This is a genomic window from Salinicoccus sp. HZC-1 (assembly GCF_046736035.1).
In the GTDB taxonomy this organism is placed as follows: Bacteria; Bacillota; Bacilli; order Staphylococcales; family Salinicoccaceae; genus Salinicoccus.
Genome location: NZ_CP177130.1, coordinates 1,979,516 through 1,997,161, shown reverse-complemented (window position 1 = coordinate 1,997,161; position 17,646 = coordinate 1,979,516). Strand labels below are relative to the sequence as shown.

General features: G+C 45.2%; 15 protein-coding genes. 13 read left to right on the top strand and 2 right to left on the bottom strand.

All coding sequences use genetic code 11. From position 1 onward, the window contains the following. Window positions 1-14 precede the first annotated feature (14 nt). From ACKRAT_RS10470 to ACKRAT_RS10425, 10 genes are all read left to right on the top strand, one after another. The gene (locus tag ACKRAT_RS10470) at window positions 15-1,466 is read left to right on the top strand and encodes a nicotinate phosphoribosyltransferase (protein WP_411842361.1); all 1,452 of its coding nucleotides are present in this window, start codon (window positions 15-17) and stop codon (window positions 1,464-1,466) included. 6 nt (window positions 1,467-1,472) lie between these two features. Continuing rightward, entirely contained in the window at window positions 1,473-2,306 is an 834-nt protein-coding gene (gene nadE / locus ACKRAT_RS10465) for an ammonia-dependent NAD(+) synthetase (protein WP_411842360.1), read from the top strand. A 35-nt stretch (window positions 2,307-2,341) separates the two neighbouring features. Next, window positions 2,342-2,983, top strand: a complete 642-nt coding sequence (locus tag ACKRAT_RS10460; protein ID WP_411842359.1) for a DUF2179 domain-containing protein — start codon at window positions 2,342-2,344, stop codon at window positions 2,981-2,983. After that, window positions 2,952-3,146, top strand: coding sequence for an NETI motif-containing protein (locus tag ACKRAT_RS10455; RefSeq protein WP_411842358.1), 195 nt, complete (start codon window positions 2,952-2,954; stop codon window positions 3,144-3,146). Before ACKRAT_RS10460 ends, ACKRAT_RS10455 begins: the two co-directional genes overlap by 32 nt. 118 nt (window positions 3,147-3,264) lie before the next feature. Next, entirely contained in the window at window positions 3,265-4,560 is a 1,296-nt protein-coding gene (gene purB / locus ACKRAT_RS10450; protein ID WP_411842357.1) for an adenylosuccinate lyase, read from the top strand. A gap of 35 nt (window positions 4,561-4,595) precedes the next feature. Continuing rightward, window positions 4,596-5,282 carry a D-alanyl-D-alanine carboxypeptidase family protein gene (locus ACKRAT_RS10445; protein ID WP_411842356.1) on the top strand — a complete coding sequence of 229 codons (687 nt, stop codon included), beginning with the start codon at window positions 4,596-4,598 and terminating at the stop codon, window positions 5,280-5,282. Window positions 5,283-5,413: 131 nt separating this feature from the next. Continuing rightward, the gene (locus ACKRAT_RS10440; protein WP_411842355.1) at window positions 5,414-6,082 is read left to right on the top strand and encodes a heptaprenylglyceryl phosphate synthase; all 669 of its coding nucleotides are present in this window, start codon (window positions 5,414-5,416) and stop codon (window positions 6,080-6,082) included. A gap of 15 nt (window positions 6,083-6,097) precedes the next feature. After that, window positions 6,098-8,269, top strand: coding sequence for a DNA helicase PcrA (gene pcrA, locus ACKRAT_RS10435; RefSeq protein WP_411842354.1), 2,172 nt, complete (start codon window positions 6,098-6,100; stop codon window positions 8,267-8,269). Between the two features lie 8 nt (window positions 8,270-8,277). Continuing rightward, complete coding sequence (gene ligA / locus ACKRAT_RS10430; RefSeq protein WP_411842353.1) at window positions 8,278-10,248, top strand: NAD-dependent DNA ligase LigA; 1,971 nt, start codon at window positions 8,278-8,280, stop codon at window positions 10,246-10,248. 2 nt (window positions 10,249-10,250) lie between these two features. Next, the gene (locus ACKRAT_RS10425) at window positions 10,251-11,465 is read left to right on the top strand and encodes a CamS family sex pheromone protein (RefSeq protein ID WP_411842352.1); all 1,215 of its coding nucleotides are present in this window, start codon (window positions 10,251-10,253) and stop codon (window positions 11,463-11,465) included. A 53-nt stretch (window positions 11,466-11,518) separates the two neighbouring features. Here ACKRAT_RS10425 and putP read toward each other — a convergent pair whose 3' ends face one another. Then, window positions 11,519-13,087, bottom strand: coding sequence for a sodium/proline symporter PutP (gene putP, locus ACKRAT_RS10420; protein ID WP_411842351.1), 1,569 nt, complete (start codon window positions 13,085-13,087; stop codon window positions 11,519-11,521). Window positions 13,088-13,372: 285 nt separating this feature from the next. Here putP and gatC point away from each other — a divergent pair, with 285 nt between their 5' ends. The 3 genes from gatC to gatB are packed head-to-tail and all read left to right on the top strand — an operon-like array spanning window position 13,373 to window position 16,580. Continuing rightward, the gene (gatC, locus tag ACKRAT_RS10415) at window positions 13,373-13,663 is read left to right on the top strand and encodes an Asp-tRNA(Asn)/Glu-tRNA(Gln) amidotransferase subunit GatC (protein WP_411842350.1); all 291 of its coding nucleotides are present in this window, start codon (window positions 13,373-13,375) and stop codon (window positions 13,661-13,663) included. Window positions 13,664-13,674: 11 nt separating this feature from the next. Further along, complete coding sequence (gatA, locus tag ACKRAT_RS10410; protein ID WP_411842349.1) at window positions 13,675-15,150, top strand: Asp-tRNA(Asn)/Glu-tRNA(Gln) amidotransferase subunit GatA; 1,476 nt, start codon at window positions 13,675-13,677, stop codon at window positions 15,148-15,150. Beyond that, the gene (gatB, locus tag ACKRAT_RS10405) at window positions 15,150-16,580 is read left to right on the top strand and encodes an Asp-tRNA(Asn)/Glu-tRNA(Gln) amidotransferase subunit GatB (protein WP_411842348.1); all 1,431 of its coding nucleotides are present in this window, start codon (window positions 15,150-15,152) and stop codon (window positions 16,578-16,580) included. The genes gatA and gatB overlap by 1 nt, the downstream gene beginning before the upstream one ends. A 234-nt stretch (window positions 16,581-16,814) precedes the next feature. Here gatB and ACKRAT_RS10400 read toward each other — a convergent pair whose 3' ends face one another. Further along, on the bottom strand, window positions 16,815-17,570 hold the full coding sequence (locus ACKRAT_RS10400; RefSeq protein ID WP_411842347.1) for a hypothetical protein: 756 nt from the start codon (window positions 17,568-17,570) through the stop codon (window positions 16,815-16,817). Window positions 17,571-17,646 lie beyond the last annotated feature (76 nt).

Sequence of the window (17,646 nt, the reverse complement as noted above, 5' to 3'; positions counted from 1 at the left end):
AGGGATTGGCAAGGATGTATAAATTTGAGGATGACAGCTTTATGCTGCACACAGACCTGTACCAGATAAATATGGGTCAGACGTATTTGGAACAAGGATTAAAAGACCGCACCGCTGTGTTCGATCTCTATTTCAGGCAGGTGCCTTTCGGCAACGGGTATGCCGTATTCGCCGGACTCGACCGCATCATAGATTATTTGGAGAACCTCCGTTTCACAGAATCGGATCTTGAATATTTAAGTACGCTCGGTTACAATGCAGACTTTTTAGGCTACCTTAAAGATCTGCGCTTTACAGGTAAGGTGCGTGCGGTGCAGGAAGGGGAGCTGGTATTTGCAAACATGCCGCTCGTCCAGGTCGAAGCACCCATCATAGAAGCCCAGTTAATTGAAACAGCACTGCTCAACATTGTCAATTTCCAGACATTGATTGCGACGAAAGCGAGCCGGATCCGCCAGATTGTCCCCAATGACATACTGATGGAATTCGGCACCAGACGGGCGCATGAATTCGATGCGGCCCTGTGGGGGGCAAGAGCGGCAATCATCGGCGGATTTGACGGCACAAGCAATGTGCGGGCGGCGAAATTGTTCGGCATCCCGGCAAGCGGCACACATGCCCATGCGATGGTCCAGGCGTATGGCGATGACTATGAAGCGTTCAAAGCGTATGCTGAAACACACCGGGACTGCGTATTTCTCGTAGATACGTTTGATACATTGAAGTCGGGCGTGCCCAATGCGATTAAAGTGGCCAGGGAATATGGTGACAAAATCAACTTTATCGGCATCCGCCTGGATTCCGGGGATATTGCCTATCTCTCCAAAGAAGCGCGTAAAATGCTCGATGAAGCGGGCTTTACAGACGCAAAAATCGTTGTGTCCAACGACCTGGATGAAGTGACGATCGTTTCATTGCTCTCCCAGGGGGCGAAGGTGGACAGCTGGGGAATCGGTACGAAGCTGATTACAGCTTATGACCAGCCTGCACTCGGCGCCGTATATAAACTCGTTGCTGTAGAAAACGCGCAGGGTGAATTGGAAAACCGCATTAAAATTTCCGGCAATCCTGAAAAAGTCACCACACCGGGCAAGAAAAATGTATATCGGATCATCAATAAATACACCGGCATGTCGGAAGGGGAATACATCGCCCACGCTGATGAAGTGGTGAGCGAGGATAAACCGCTCCTGATGTTCCACCCTGTGCACACGATGAAAAGAAAGCTCATCCGTTCGTTTGAAAAAGTGGAATTGATGGAAGATATCTTCATAGACGGCAGTCTCGTGTATGAAAGAGAAGAAATACCCGATATAAAACAGCGACTTGAGAATAACCTGGCCATTCTTTGGGAAGAGTATAAGAGGTTCTTGAATCCGGAAGAATATCCGGTGGATCTCTCTACTGAATTATGGCAGATTAAACAGGATCTTATCGAGGACGCAAGTAATAAAATTTTGGAGTGATGATGAATGAAACCATTACAGAAAGAAATAATCGAGAATTTTCATGTAAAAACTGAAATCGATCCGGAAACCGAAGCCAGGGAAATCATGGATTTCATGAAAACCTATGTAAAGAACAATTCATTCCTGAAGTCGTTTGTCCTTGGCATTTCGGGCGGACAGGATTCCACACTGCTCGGTAGACTGGCACAGATGGCTGTCGATGAACTCAATCAGGAGGGTACAGGGAAGTATGAATTCCATGCGCTCCGTCTGCCTTATGGAAAGCAGCATGATGAACAGGATGCCCTGGATGCGATGGAATTCATCAATCCGACGCACCAGGCGACCATTGACATTCAGCCAAGCGTCGATGCAAGTGTCAAATCGCTGAAGGCAGCCGGATATGAAATGAGCGACTTCATCGAAGGGAACGAAAAGGCGCGTGAACGGATGAAAGCCCAGTATGCTGTTGCCGCCGTTAGCGGGGGGATAGTACTGGGGACAGACCACCCGGCAGAAGCCATTACAGGATTCTATACGAAGTATGGTGACGGTGCGTCCGATCTGGTGCCTTTATTCGGGCTCAATAAACGCCAGGGGAAAATGATCATGGAATATCTCGGCGCGCCGGAAAATCTGCTCAGCAAAGTGCCGACTGCGGATCTGGAGGATGATAAGCCGATGGTCAGCGATGAAGAGGCGCTTGGCGTCTCCTATAAGGCGATTGATGACTTCCTGGAAGGCAGAGACATTTCGGATGAAGACTATGAAACGATTGTGAATTGGTACAAAAAGACGCAGCATAAAAGAGATCAGCCATACCACAGGTACAATTTGCCAAAATACGAAGCTGAATAATGAAAAGAAATTGTTAAGTAGAGAGGTAGTATAGTATGATTACAGCCATTTCTGGAAATCCCTGGCTGATGGTGCTCGTTATATTTGTCATTAACATTATATACGTCAGTTTCCTGACGCTGCGCACCATCTCTACACTTAAAGGGTATCGGTACACCGCTGCGATATTCAGTATCCTGGAAACATTCGTCTACGTCATCGGACTGGGTCTGGTACTCGAGAACTTGGACCAGTTCCAGAACGTTGTCGCGTATGCGCTGGGTTTTGGTGCGGGCATACTTGTCGGACTTAAAATCGAGGAGAAGCTTGCACTCGGATATCTGGTCGTCAATGTGATCACAGCAGAAAAAGATAAAGATCTACCTAAAAACATCAGGGATCTGGGCTATGGTGTGACACACGGCTATCAATACGGCCGTGACGGAGAACGTACGACAATGCAGATCCTTACACCGAGAAAATATGAGCGCAAACTCATTGCCACGGTCAAGGAGCTTGATGAAAAAGCTTTCATCATTACACATGAACCGAAGAATATTACCGGTGGATTCTGGACGAAAGGCGTCAGACGCCGCCGTCTGAAAAACTATGAACCGGAAAACGTGGAAGAAGTGCTGGAAGAAATCGAAGAAAAGGAAAGAGAAGATGCCAGAGAAGCCGAAGAAGAAAAAGTTTAACGTGGAAGGGAATGAAAGCCTGAGCGACTGTCTGGACCGGATGCGGGCTGAAGGCTATGCGCCTGTCAGGCGGATGGAAAGACCGGTTTTCATCGAAAAGAACGGTGAAAAAATAGTGGACCATCAGGAAATCATTTTTGAAGGAAAGCTTACAGAAGAATAAAGAATGAGAGTAAATCACACTTATTTGCGAACATTAAAATTAATTATAATTTTAATGTTCGTTTTTAGTGGGAATTTGTTATAATGATACCGAACTAATAATTAAGGAGCGTGTATGCATGATTTCTCGTTATTCCCGTGAGGAAATGTCAAAGATTTGGACAGAAGAGAACAGATTTAAAGCTTGGCTGGAAGTTGAAATACTGGCGTCTGAAGCCTGGGCTGAACTCGGATACATACCAATGGATGAAGTGAAGCTCATCAGAAAGAATGCTGAGATCGATGCCGGCCGCATCAAGGAAATAGAGGCGGAGACCCGCCATGATGTGGTCGCGTTTACGCGCCAGGTATCGGAAACCCTGGGTGAGGAAAAGAAATGGGTCCATTACGGACTCACTTCGACTGATGTTGTGGATACGGCACAGAGCTATATCATCAAACAGGCGAATGAAATCATTGAACGCGATCTGGAACGCTTTATCGAGGTGCTCGCCAAAAAGGCAAAAGCACATAAAACGACACTGATGATGGGGCGTACACACGGTGTCCATGCAGAACCGACGACATTCGGTATAAAGATGGCACTTTGGTACACGGAGATGAAACGTAACCTGGAACGCTTCAAAAATGTGAGAAAAGAAATCGAAGTCGGTAAAATGAGCGGCGCTGTAGGGACATTTGCGAACATCCCGCCGGAAGTTGAAGCCTATGTCTGTGAGCATCTGGGACTCGATACTGCTGCAGTGTCCACACAGACACTGCAGCGTGACCGTCATGCATACTACATTGCCACTTTAGGCCTGATTGCGACATCCATCGAAAAATTTGCAGTTGAAGTGCGCAGTCTGCAAAAGACTGAAACGAGAGAAGTGGAAGAGGCATTCGGCAAAGGACAGAAAGGTTCAAGCGCCATGCCGCATAAGAGGAATCCGATCGGCAGTGAAAATGTAACAGGACTCTCCCGCGTCATCCGCGGCTATATTACGACAGCTTATGAAAATGTGCCGCTCTGGCATGAACGTGACATTTCACATTCATCCGCCGAGCGCATCATGATGCCGGACGTGACAATCGCCTTAAACTACATGCTCAACAGGTTTGCGAATATCATCGATAACCTGACTGTATTCGAAGAGAATATGAAGGCGAATATTGATAAAACGTTTGGTCTCGTATACTCCCAGCGTGTTATGCTTACATTGATAGATAAAGGCCTGGTGCGTGAAGAGGCGTATGACCTCGTTCAGCCCAAGGCAATGGAGTCCTGGGAAACAAGAGTGCCGTTCAGGACGCTTGTTGAAAAAGACGCGCGTGTCAAAGAATTATTGAGTGAAGAGGAAATTGAAGACTGCTTTGATGAGACGCACCATTTGAAACGGGTCGATATTATATTCCAGCGTGCCGGTCTCGAGTAATCACCGGAATCAAGCAGTGCAGAAGGGGAAAATGTATGATTAGAAAGTTGATATTAGGAATGACAATTTCAGCGGCACTGCTGATGCAGGGGTGTGGCAGCACCTTGAACGCGGAACAGACGGCCGGACATCAGACGTTCCCGAAACAGTATTCCCCGGCTTCCATCGGCGATCTTGCCGCTCTGCCGGATATCGAAGTCATCGACGGTGTGACCTATGTGGAAGGGATTCTGGTCGTCAATAAGGAAATTCCGCTGCCCCGGGATTACAATCCGGGTCTGCAGCAGGAAGTGATCGATGCCTACAGCCGGATGTTCGCTGACGGTGCCGGGCGCGGCCTGGATTTTGTATTGGTCAGTGATTTCAGATCATATGATTACCAGGCGGGCCTGTACAACAACTATGTTGCCAGGGATGGCCGGGAAGAAGCGGATAAATTCAGTGCGAAGCCGGGGCATTCCGAACATCAGACGGGCCTTGCGATAGATGTCGGATCGTCCGACAGTGCCACGACCCTCAGCGTAAAGTTCGGGGAGACACCGGAATATCAGTGGATGAAGGATGCTGCCCATGAATATGGATTCATCATCAGATATCTTGAAGGTAAAGAGGATATTACAGGCTACCAGTATGAACCGTGGCACCTGAGGTATGTCGGTGATGAGGCGGAAGCCATCTACGAGAGCGGACTGACCCTGGAAGAATATTTAGGGATAGAATGAATACTTTGCCACGGCTCAATGAGCCGTGGTTTTTTCATTCATAAAATCCACTTTTTTTCCCGCATAATATAAAACAGTACCGGCGTAAAAATGATATAATGTTCTTATGAAATTTAATGGGAGTTTTCTATATGCTAAAGGATTGTAAACATGTATTTAAACTGGATCCTGCAAAGGAGATCAGCGATGAAGCCCTGACGAAAATCTGTGAATCCAATACGGATGCGATCATCGTCGGCGGTACGGACGGCATTACCGAAGATAATGTTTTGAACCTTATGGCGCGCGTGCGCAGATTTTCTGTACCGGTGGCACTGGAAGTCACTTCAACCGAAGCGGTTGTTCCAGGATTTGACCACTATTTCATTCCGGCAGTTTTCAATACGAATAATATTAAATGGCAGCATGGACTGATGCTTGAAGCCCTGGCTGAATTCGGGCATCTGCTGGATTACAGCGAAATGTCACTTCTGCCTTATATCATCATGAATCCTGAATGTAAGGCTTTTAAAAAGTCGGAGGCAGAGACAGTATCAAAGGACATGGTGCCGCATTATATAAACATGATGGACAAGCTCTATCAAACACCTTATATTTACATTGAGTACAGTGGTACATATGGTGAAGCGGATGTTATGAAAATGGTCCGTGAAAACACCGAGCATTCCCATATCGTATATGGCGGGGGGATTTCTTCCCGCGATGAGGCGCGTGAGATGGCACAGTATGCAGATACGATTGTCGTCGGGAATGTGATTTATGACAGCACCAAAAAGGCGCTCAGAACAATTATTAAGTAAATTGGAGTTTTTAATATGGATTTAAGTCTAATGAACAAAGAACAAAAGCGGGCAATTCAGGCGACTGAAGGTCCGCTGCTTATCATGGCGGGTGCCGGAAGCGGTAAGACGCGTGTGCTTACGCACCGCGTCGCTTATCTGATGGAAGAGAAGGATGTGCCGGCCAGAAACATACTGGCAATCACTTTTACGAATAAAGCAGCACGGGAAATGCGGGATCGTGTCTCATCATTGATCCGTAATGGCGCAAGTGACATCTGGGTGTCCACTTTCCACGCAATGTGCGTACGCATATTAAGGAGCAACATCAACTATTTAGGTTATGAAAACAGCTTCTCAATCCTTGACCCGACAGATCAGAGGTCTGTAGTGAAAGATATTTTAAAGCGCCGTAACCTGGATATCAAACAGCACAATCCAAGAAGTATTATCGGATTTATATCAGATAAGAAAAACCAGCTGATCAGACCGAAACAGAGTGCGGAAGAGGCGGAAGGGTATCTGGATACGCTCTACAGCGAAATCTACCATGATTATCAGCAGGTTCTCTACCGCAACAGTGCACTGGACTTTGATGATCTGATCATGCTGACAATCGAGCTTTTTGAAAAAGAGTCGTCTGTCCTCGAGCGCTATCAGAATCTTTTCCAGTATATTCATGTGGATGAGTATCAGGATACCAACCATGCACAATACCAGCTGGTTAAAATGCTGGCGGCAAAATATCGCAATATTTGTGTTGTGGGTGACTCCGACCAGTCGATCTATAAATTCCGCGGTGCGGACATCACCAATATTTTAAACTTTGAAGATGATTATCCGGAAGCGACAGTGATCAAACTTGAACAGAACTACCGCTCCAGCAAAAATATTCTGGATGCGGCGAATGCCGTAATCGATAATAATACTGAGCGCAAGCCGAAGGCGCTGCGTACAGACCGCGGCGGCGGTGCGAAACTGCACAATATCGTCTCCAACTCCGAACGCGAGGAAGGACAGGAGATTGTGCGGAATGTTTTGGATCTTTCATCCGAATACTCCTACAACGACATGGCGGTGCTTTACCGTACGAACGCCCAGTCCCGTGCAATAGAGGACGCACTGGTCAAATCCAACATTTCTTACAAGATGGTCGGCGGAATGAAGTTCTATGACCGTATGGAAATAAAAGATTTGTTGAGCTATTTGAAAGTCATCCAGAATCCGAATGACGATATCGCCTTTGAACGGATCGTCAATGTACCCAAGCGGGGTATCGGTCCAAAAACGGTGGATAAGCTGAAAGAACATGGACGGCATACGGGGGCAAGTATATACGAAGCGATCAAGGAATCTGATTTTATCGGTATTTCTAAAAATGCAGTCGTCAAACTGATGAATTTGAATGATATGCTCGAAAACCTGAAACAGAAATCCAAATATATGTCAGTCACAGAACTGGTGGATGAAGTGCTGGCGGATACCGGTTACCTTGATTTACTGGAAAAAGAAAATTCACTCGAATCCCGCAGCCGCATCGAAAACCTGGAAGAGTTCCGAACGGTGACACGCGAATTCGATAAAGAAAACGAAGTGTCCGATGAACTCTTATTCACCTTCCTGAGTGACATGGCCCTGGTTTCTGACCAGGATAATGTAGATACGGACAGCGGAGTCACATTAATGACGATGCACGCTTCCAAAGGACTGGAATTCAAAGTGATTTTCATCGTCGGACTTGAAGAGGGGATATTCCCGTCGAGAAGAGTCATGTTCGATGACCGTGAGCTGGAAGAGGAAAGGCGTCTGATGTATGTGGCGCTGACACGTGCCGAAGAGAGACTCTTCCTCTCCAGAGCAGACAGCCGCATGATTTACGGTAAGACAGAAACGAATATGAGAAGCCGGTTCCTCTCAGAAATTCCGGAAGAGCTGGTTGAAGGCGGATCTCAGGATGCGCCTAAACCGATTGCTTCAGGCAGTTTTACGACGAAAAGCCGCGGACCGAAGAAAAGAAGCCGTGTGGTCACCAATAACAGCGGGGTCTCCTTCACAGTGGGGGATAAAGTGGAACATAAGAAATTCGGCGAAGGCATCATCTCAGGTATAAAAGGAGAAGGGGACAGCCAGGAACTGGATATAATATTCACTACGGTGGGTGTCAAGAGGCTGCTTGCCAACTTCGCACCGCTGACTAAGAAGGAGTAGGTGATTTTATGGAAGAGAAAATTAGAGAGCTGCAGGATAGATTGAACCGCTATAACTATGAATATCATGTGCTCGATAACCCATCCGTTCCAGACAGTGAATATGACAAGCTTTTACATGAATTGATTGCACTTGAAGAACAGTATCCGGAATTTAAAACAGATACTTCCCCGACGGTGAGAGTCGGGGGGGAAGTCATGAGCCGGTTTAAAAAAGTGGCTCATGATACGCCGATGCTGAGCCTGTCCAATGCCTTTAATGCGGAGGAGCTCAGAGCATTTGATAAAAGAGTGCGCGACATGGTCGGCGAAGTGGACTATATGTGTGAGCTTAAAATCGACGGTCTTGCGGTATCGCTTAAATATGAAGACGGCCGGTTTGTCCAGGGGACGACCCGCGGAGACGGCACAGTGGGGGAGAACATCACTTCGAACCTGCGGACGATCAAGGCGATCCCGCTGACGATAAAAAGTCCGTTATCTTTTGAAGTGCGCGGTGAGGCCTACATGCCAAAGGCATCATTTGAAAGGCTGAACGCGGCCAAGGAAGAAAAAGGGGAAGGCCTGTTTCAGAATCCGAGAAATGCAGCAGCGGGTTCGCTGAGGCAGTTAGACCCGAAACTTGCCGCCAAAAGACATCTCTCCATATTTTTATACAGTGTCAATGATTTAACAGAATTAGAGGCGACGACACAAAGCGGGGCATTGGATAAGCTCGATCAGGAAGGATTTAAAACAAATCCTGAACGCAGGCTCGCAGATGATATCGAAACGGTCATTGAGTACATAGAGTATTGGACAAATCACCGGAATGACCTCGATTATGATATCGATGGTATTGTGGTTAAAGTGAATGACATCGATAAGCAGGAACAGATGGGTTTTACGGCGAAATCACCCAGGTGGGCAATTGCCTATAAATTTCCCGCAGAAGAAGTCGTCACGGATATTACGGATATAGAGCTGACCGTCGGACGGACAGGGGCCATTACACCGACAGCGATTCTGACCCCTGTCAAAGTGGCGGGAACGACGGTTGCGAGAGCCTCACTGCATAATCACGAGCTGATCGAAGAAAAAGACATCAGAATCAACGATAAAGTGGTCATCAGAAAAGCCGGGGACATCATTCCGGAAGTCGTCCGTCCGCTTTTGGAAGAGCGTACCGACCAGGTGGTGTATGAGGCACCGACTGAATGTCCCGGCTGTGGTCATGAAACAGTCAAACTGGAGGATGAGGTGGCAATCCGCTGTATCAACCCTCAGTGTCCGGCACAGCTGGTTGAGGGCATGATCCACTTTGTATCGAGAAGTGCAATGAATATCGACGGTCTTGGCGAGAAAGTGGTCCGACAGTTATTTGATGCGGGGCTGATCAAAGATATCAGTGATATTTACGGACTGACGTATGATGATTTGATTCCGCTTGAAAGAATGGGAGACAAGAAAGTTGCGAACTTACTGGGTGCGATAGAAGCATCGAAAGAGAATCCTCTCAGGAAACTCCTTGTCGGACTGGGAATCAGGTTTTTAGGTGCGAAAGCTTCAGAACTGATTGCACAGGAATTCGGTTCCATGGAAGAAATCATGAAGCAGCCGGAAGAGAGATTCATAGAAATCCCTGAAATCGGCGATAAAATCGCAAGTTCCATCATCACTTACACTGAAAACTCCGATTTCAGGGCCTTGGTCGATAAACTGGCAGGTTTTGGTGTTAATATGACAGAAGATAGAGTTGAAGCGGAAAGCGGAGAATTTTCAGAGATGACATTTGTACTGACAGGAAAACTCGAAGAGCTGACCCGCGGAGAAGCAAAAGAAATGATTGAAAATGCCGGCGGTAAGGTGACCGGAAGTGTTTCGAGCAAAACAGATGTAGTAGTGGCGGGTGCCGATGCCGGAAGCAAGCTTGAAAAAGCACAGTCATTAGATGTAACTGTTTGGGACGAAAATGAATTCATTGAGAAGTTGAGGCAGTAATTATGAAAAAGATATACCTTCTTACACCATTGTTGTTGATCCTGCTTGCATCCTGCGGAACGTCGGAAAGTGAAGTCGCCAATCAGACACAGCCAGCCGGTGAAGACGAAAATGAAATGAACAGCGTACCTGTTGAAGAGCAGGAAGAGATGGTCACAAGCGAAATCGATGAGAGTCCGGGACATTACCAGACTATTATCCCTTATCAGCTTTCTCCGTCACGTGGATTGACGAGCTCCAATATGGTATCCAGCTATAATATTGAAACGTTCGAAAAAGGATTATTCGATATTAGCAAAACAGCTTTCAGTACTGAAAATCATGTATTCAGGGAGGGACAGGTCTTTACTGAAGAAATGGTTCGCGGTTTCCTAAACCGCAGCTATACATCTGAAGAGATCGATGCCATGTCCGAGGAAGAAAAGGCGGACAATAATGCATTCAGCAACCTGGGGCTGAATCCTTCCAAAGAAGGAGAAACAGATCCCGAAAAAATTGCCCAGGAAGCGCCCATTTACCTCTCTCATATACTGGAACAGAACTATATGATACAGGGAGAAGAGGGAAACCCGAGTTTCTCGGGTATGACGATCGGCCTGGCGATGAACAGTGAATACTACTATCAAAAAGAACAGTACGGGCCTACATTTACAAGAGAGCTTGATGAACAGGAAGTCAGGGAAAACGGGGAGCAGATGGCGGCTGAAATTTTAGAGCGCATCCGTGCCAATGAACAATATAAGGATTTGAAAATAGTGTTTGGCATATTCATTCAATCCGGAGATACAGATATTACACCCGGGCATTTCCTTTCCACTGCAGTGGTTGAACCCGGAAATAATGAAATTTCCTCATTCACTGAAGTAAATGAAAACTATGTATCGCTTCCTTCATCTGAAGCGGGTAAAATCAGCGAAGAGATAAACAGCGAGTATCAAAACTTCAACAGAAAGCTGGAATCATACTTTGACAGCTTCACAACATCGATTGGCCAGGGCTATTTCAAAGAGGGTGAACTTGAGCACTTATCGATTGAAATACCTCTGGAATACAGTTCCAGAGGCGAAGTGATCGGTCTAACCCAATATGTAAGTGAACTGATTCAGGAACATTTCAGAAATACTGAAGTGGAAATTTCCATTAAGGACAAAAGTCAAAGTTATGCCTTAATCACTAAAAGTGCTGATAACAAGCTGGATGTACACATATACGAATAATTTCAAGACATAAAAATGACCGCCGATCGGCGGTCATTTTTTCTTTAAGAATATTATTTTTCTTCTTTAAGGATTCTAGTTGTTTCATCGAATTCTGCTTCTATCTCTTGAGTGATACCTTCACCTTGTGTCATCTTACTTACAATAACAGCTGCAAGTGTTGAAACGATAACACCAGGAATGATTTCATAAAGTCCGGTACCAAATCCTCCGGCAGCAATCCAGATGACTACAGTTCCGGCACCACCGAGAATTGCTGCGACTGCACCTGAACGTGTCATGCCTTTCCAGTGTAGGGAAAGTACAACGAGTGGTCCGAATGCCGCACCGAATCCTGCCCATGCGTTTGCAACGATGTTAAGGATTACTGATTCATCATCCCATGCGATGATGATTGCAACAATTGCAACGAGGATAACGGAAAGACGTCCCATCAGAACAAACTGTTTGTCCAATTCCTCATCGGATTTTGTTTCTTTACCAATTACTTTGGTACGGATCATTCTGTAGAAATCCTGTACAAGTGAACTTGAAGTGACAAGCAGTTGTGAAGAAATCGTACTCATGATTGCTGCCAGGATGGCTGCCAGGAAGAATCCACCAATTAGAGGATGGAAGAGTACCTGACTCATGAGTATCAATATCGTTTCAGGGTCTGCCACAGCGTGACGTGTAGTGTCAGTGAAAGCAATACCGAGCAACCCAGTCAGACACGCACCCACAAGTGCAATCGACATCCAAATAATACCGATGCGTCGCGCTTGTGGAATAAGTTTATGTGATCTGATGGACATGAAGCGAACGATGATATGCGGCTGTCCGAAATAACCGAAGCCCCATGCCAGGTTGCTTAGAATGGTAACGATTGAAACACCGCTGATAAAGGATAAGTAGTTGATATCAGCCAATGCGCCGAGTTCTTCAATTCTAACAAAAGGTTCCACACCCTGGCCTGTCAGATTCAGCCAAGTCACAATTGGAATTAATACAATTGCGATAAACATTATCGTCCCCTGGAAGAAATCTGTCAGACTGACGGCCAAATAGCCTCCAAAGAAAGTATAGACAACAACTACACCTGCAGTAACGAAAAGTCCCCAGTGATAAGGCAGATTAAATGCACTTTCAAATAATTTCCCGCCGGAAACCATTCCACTTGCTGTATACACAGCAAAGAATATAACGATAACAAGACCTGAAACGATTTTAAGTATATGTCTGTTATCCCTGAATCTGTTCTCGAAAAAGTCCGGAAGCGTGATTGAGTCTTTTGATACTTCCGAGTAAACACGAAGTCTTGGTGCAACGACCCAATAGTTTACATAGGCACCAATAGTAAGACCGATTGCAATCCAGATACTGGACAGCCCGACACTGTACATGCTTCCCGGCAGACCCATAAGCATCCAACCGGACATATCGGAAGCACCTGCAGACAATGCTGTAACCCACGGTCCGATATTACGTCCACCCAACATGTATTCGTTAAGGTTCGACGTAGACTGCTTGTAAGCGTAATAACCAATTAAGATTAAGATTAAAAAGTATACAGCCATCATTATGTACTGTTCCCAGCCGGCTGTAAAAGTAAATCCTGTACTTACTGCTGAATTTAGAATCATTTTATATAACTCCTCCCCTTAGCCACAATACAAAAACTGGATTTGTATTGCAAATTGAATTTGTGAAATTAATGCCCCCGATACGTTCTATCCCTTGATACGACAACGATTCCAAGGGTAGAAAATTACACAACTTAATTATACTATAGAGATTTCTAATTACAATGAATATTGAGAAAATAAAATACAAATTTTACACTAAACTGGAAAATCATCCGTTGAATAGATTTTTGTCCCGATGTTTGATAAAATTTAAATGTTCTAATAAGAAATGGAGGGAACGGAATGTCTGAGATTAATATAGATACGGTAAAGCATGTTGCCAACCTCGCGAGAATTGAAATGACGGATGATAAAGCAGCAATGGCATTTACTAAAGAGCTGGATGAAATCGTCAATTATGCACACCTTCTGGATGACCTGGACCTCAGCTCCACAGAGCCGATGTTCCATGCTTTGGATCTGAATAATGTCCTGCGTGAAGATGAAGTGGCAGAGCCGCTTACACAGGAAGAGGCACTGAAGAATGCCAAAACGACAAAAGACGGCTACTTTAAAGTGCCGAAAATGCTATAGGGAGGTTTAACGTGAATATTCATGAGCTAACAGTTGAAGAACTGTATGAGAAGATACAATCAAAAGAGATAAAGCCCTCAGAAGTTGTGGGTGCGCTATTCGATAGAATCGAAGCGTCTGATGAGACAATCGGTTCTTTTTTATTTGTGAATAAAGAAGAAGGTTTGAAGAAGGCTGAGGAACTGGACCGTCTGCAGGCAGAGGATAAGATGGACGGCCAATTATTCGGCATCCCTATGGGGATAAAAGACAACATTTGTACAAAAGATATTTTAACGACTTGTGCAAGCCGCATGCTGGAAGATTTCAATCCGGTGTATGATGCAACAGTCATGAATAAATTAAACGATGAAAGCCCTGTGCTTATGGGTAAACAGAACATGGACGAATTCGCAATGGGAGGGTCTACAGAGAACTCCTACTTTAAAGTCGCGCGAAATCCATGGGATACAAAAGCAGTTCCCGGCGGATCATCCGGTGGCTCCGCAGCAGCGGTTGCCGCAGGATATGTACCGTTTTCCCTCGGTTCCGATACTGGCGGCTCCGTACGCCAGCCATCCGCATTCTGCGGTGTAGTCGGGATGAAACCGACATATGGCCGTGTATCAAGATATGGCCTTGTGGCATTCGCGTCTTCGTTGGACCAGATCGGACCAATTACCAGGAATGTCAGAGATAATGCGAAAGTTCTGGAAATCATTTCAGGCAGCCATGATAAAGATGCAACGAGCATGCCTGATATTGATAACACATTTCTCAGTGATATTGAAGCGGATCTGACAGGCATGAAGATTGCACTTCCTAAGGAATTCATCGGCGAAGGCATCGATGACGAAGTAAGTGAATCTGTTAAAAATGCTGCGAAGATATTTGAATCACTGGGTGCAACAGTGGAGGAAGTTTCCATCCCGCACACTAAATATGGCGTGAGCGCATATTACTTAATCGCCTCAAGTGAAGCAAGTGCCAACCTTGCACGCTTTGATGGTATCCGTTACGGATATAAGGCTGAAGGTGCAGAAACACTGGAAGAGCACTATAAAAAGACACGTTCTGAAGGGTTTGGGTCAGAGGTTAAACGCAGAATCCTCCTTGGAACTTTCGTACTCAGTGCGGGACACTATGATCAGCACTATATCAGAGCGCAAAAATTACGCAGCCTGATGGAAAATGAGATGAAAGAATTATTCTCGGAATACGATCTGATCATGGGGCCGACGACACCGACACCGGCATATGAGATTGGTGAAAAGAGTGAAGACAGCCTGAAAATGTATAAAGATGACATTCTTACAGTTCCAGCGAACCTGACAGGCATGCCGGCCCTTTCCATCCCAAGCGGGCTTTCTGAAAAAGGCCGTCCAATCGGTCTGCAGCTCATTGGCAACCATTTTGATGAGAAGAAAATTTATAACGCAGCATTCAAATTTGAAGAGCAGTTTAATCTTCATGAAGAATTGAAAAAACTGCAGTTGGAGGTGCAATAATGCATTTCGAAACAGTAATCGGACTTGAAGTCCATGTCGAACTCAAAACAAATACTAAAATGTTCTCAGATGCACCTGCACATTTCGGAGCAGGGCCGAACACAAACCTGAGCGTAGTGGACCTTGCATACCCGGGTACGCTGCCGGTCCCGAATAAAGAAGCAATCAACTATGGCATGAAAGCTGCGATGGCACTTAACATGGATATCGCGGATATTACGAAATTCGACCGTAAAAACTATTTCTACCCGGATAATCCAAAAGCTTACCAGATTTCACAGTTCGATAAGCCAATTGGAGAAAACGGCTGGATTGATATCGAAGTAAACGGTGAAACAAGACGCATTGGGATTACGCGCCTTCACCTGGAAGAAGATGCAGGTAAATCAACTCACAAAGACGATCATTCACTGGTGGATCTGAACCGTCAGGGGACACCGCTTGTGGAAATCGTTTCAGAACCGGATATCCGTACACCTGAAGAAGCATACGCCTACTTGGAAAAGCTGAAAGCAATCATCCAGTATACAGGCGTATCCGACGTGAAGATGGAAGAAGGGTCACTCAGATGTGACGCCAACATTTCACTCCGCCCATACGGCCAGGAGGAATTCGGAACAAAAGCCGAGCTTAAAAACCTGAACTCTTTCAACTTTGTTAAAAAAGGCCTTGAACATGAAGAAAAACGTCAGGACAAAGTGCTTATGAAAGGCGGCGTCATCGAGCAGGAAACACGCCGCTTCGATGAAAAAACAGGAGAAACGGTTCTGATGCGCGTGAAGGAAGGATCTGATGATTACAGATACTTCCCGGAGCCGGATCTAGTTGAAATCCATATTGATCAGGAGTGGAAAGACAGAATTCGTGAGAGCATTCCATTGCTGCCGGATGAGTTGAAAGAGAAATATGTGAACGAGTTTGAGCTTTCAGCATATGATGCACATGTACTGACACTCAGAAAAGAAACATCGGACTTCTTCAATGAGATGGTGGAATCCCATGGGTCAGATGCGAAGCTTGCATCCAACTGGCTGATGGGCGGAGTAAATGAATACTTGAATAAAAATCAAGTTGAACTCAGCGAAACAGAACTCACACCGGAAAATCTGTCAGACATGATCAAACTCATAGAAGATGGAACAATCTCCAGCAAGCAGGCTAAAAAAGTATTCAATGTTTTAGTTGAAAAAGGCGGAGATGCTAAAAAGACTGTCAAAGATCTAGGGATGGAACAAATCTCAGATCCGAAAATACTTGGTGACATGGTTACAGAAGTACTCGATGCAAATGAACAATCCGTCGAAGATTTCAAAAACGGTAAAGACCGTGCGATTGGTTTCCTTGTAGGACAAATCATGAAGAAATCAAAAGGACAGGCCAACCCGAAAATGGTCAACCAGATTCTGCTGGAAGAAATTAATAAAAGATAGTATATTTTATGCCGGACAGGCACATATTCAATATGTGCCTGTCTTTTTATTTTTTTGAATCGTCATACCAAAGAGCATGGAGTGTCGATAGAGGAGGGTGTATTATCACCGCTTCACAGGCGGATGATACCTGCCCGTTAATGAAATCCAACAACAATCAACACAAAAAACGCCAAACCCCCTCGGGGGATTTGACGTCTAACCTGCGAATTACATAATATTCAATTCAAAATTTCACTCTGTCATATACGCATAGATACTTTGTGCGATTTGGCTTTCCACTTCGGGTGTGAATGCATCTGCTTCATAGTCGTAAAAATCGCCTTCTGCCGATACATCCTGAGTGTCGATATAGAAGTAATCATTTTCCACCAGTGAGGCCTGGTCTTCAGCAAGAACACTTGCCAGATTTTCATGTTCGTGTACATTTGGATTTCCCAAAATATATACTACTTTATCACTGTTGTAAATATTCAAATAGGCGTTGGTTAAATTATCGATGTCACGATCAGGGAGTACTTCGTCGTTATAGTCTCTGACCTGCAATGCATCGATGATTACAGCATCACTGTTCTCACTCACTGTCAGTTCTGTTAAGTCAACTGTGTTAGTATCGATATCGATCCGATTGAACTCTATATTATCCGTGCCGAACTGTTCTGCGAGCGTTTCTGTAAAACCATCTGTATAATATGAGGGTAAGAGAACATCGATAATCAGAACCTCATTATTTTCGATGGCTTGTGTATATCGTTCCTGCAGAGCTTCCTGGCTGAATGCGGGAGATCCTTCCTCATTTGCCGGCTCTCCGGTGTTTTCACTCGATGTTTCAGAGGTTTCATTTGTGCCTTCTGCAGCATTCTCTTCCGTTTCGCCTTCAGTTGATTCGGAGATAATATCTGACTGATCAATATCTTGGCTCATGCCAAAGTTTACATAGAGTCCAGCGCCGAATGCGATGAGCAGTATGATTATTAATACATTCTTCATGGTGTCCTCCTTATACGGGATGTTCATACTTTTACTAATATATGGTATAATATGAAAAATAAAAAAATTGTCAAAT

What these genes read in the sequence shown, in the direction of transcription:
- ACKRAT_RS10470 (WP_411842361.1), top strand. Translation starts at nt 15, where the DNA reads ATGTATAAATTTGAGGATGACAGCTTTATGCTGCACACAGACCTGTAC.
- nadE (WP_411842360.1), top strand. Translation starts at nt 1,473, where the DNA reads ATGAAACCATTACAGAAAGAAATAATCGAGAATTTTCATGTAAAAACT.
- ACKRAT_RS10460 (WP_411842359.1), top strand. Translation starts at nt 2,342, where the DNA reads ATGATTACAGCCATTTCTGGAAATCCCTGGCTGATGGTGCTCGTTATA.
- ACKRAT_RS10455 (WP_411842358.1), top strand. Translation starts at nt 2,952, where the DNA reads ATGCCAGAGAAGCCGAAGAAGAAAAAGTTTAACGTGGAAGGGAATGAA.
- purB (WP_411842357.1), top strand. Translation starts at nt 3,265, where the DNA reads ATGATTTCTCGTTATTCCCGTGAGGAAATGTCAAAGATTTGGACAGAA.
- ACKRAT_RS10445 (WP_411842356.1), top strand. Translation starts at nt 4,596, where the DNA reads ATGATTAGAAAGTTGATATTAGGAATGACAATTTCAGCGGCACTGCTG.
- ACKRAT_RS10440 (WP_411842355.1), top strand. Translation starts at nt 5,414, where the DNA reads ATGCTAAAGGATTGTAAACATGTATTTAAACTGGATCCTGCAAAGGAG.
- pcrA (WP_411842354.1), top strand. Translation starts at nt 6,098, where the DNA reads ATGGATTTAAGTCTAATGAACAAAGAACAAAAGCGGGCAATTCAGGCG.
- ligA (WP_411842353.1), top strand. Translation starts at nt 8,278, where the DNA reads ATGGAAGAGAAAATTAGAGAGCTGCAGGATAGATTGAACCGCTATAAC.
- ACKRAT_RS10425 (WP_411842352.1), top strand. Translation starts at nt 10,251, where the DNA reads ATGAAAAAGATATACCTTCTTACACCATTGTTGTTGATCCTGCTTGCA.
- putP (WP_411842351.1), bottom strand. Translation starts at nt 13,087, where the DNA reads ATGATTCTAAATTCAGCAGTAAGTACAGGATTTACTTTTACAGCCGGC.
- gatC (WP_411842350.1), top strand. Translation starts at nt 13,373, where the DNA reads ATGTCTGAGATTAATATAGATACGGTAAAGCATGTTGCCAACCTCGCG.
- gatB (WP_411842348.1), top strand. Translation starts at nt 15,150, where the DNA reads ATGCATTTCGAAACAGTAATCGGACTTGAAGTCCATGTCGAACTCAAA.
- ACKRAT_RS10400 (WP_411842347.1), bottom strand. Translation starts at nt 17,570, where the DNA reads ATGAAGAATGTATTAATAATCATACTGCTCATCGCATTCGGCGCTGGA.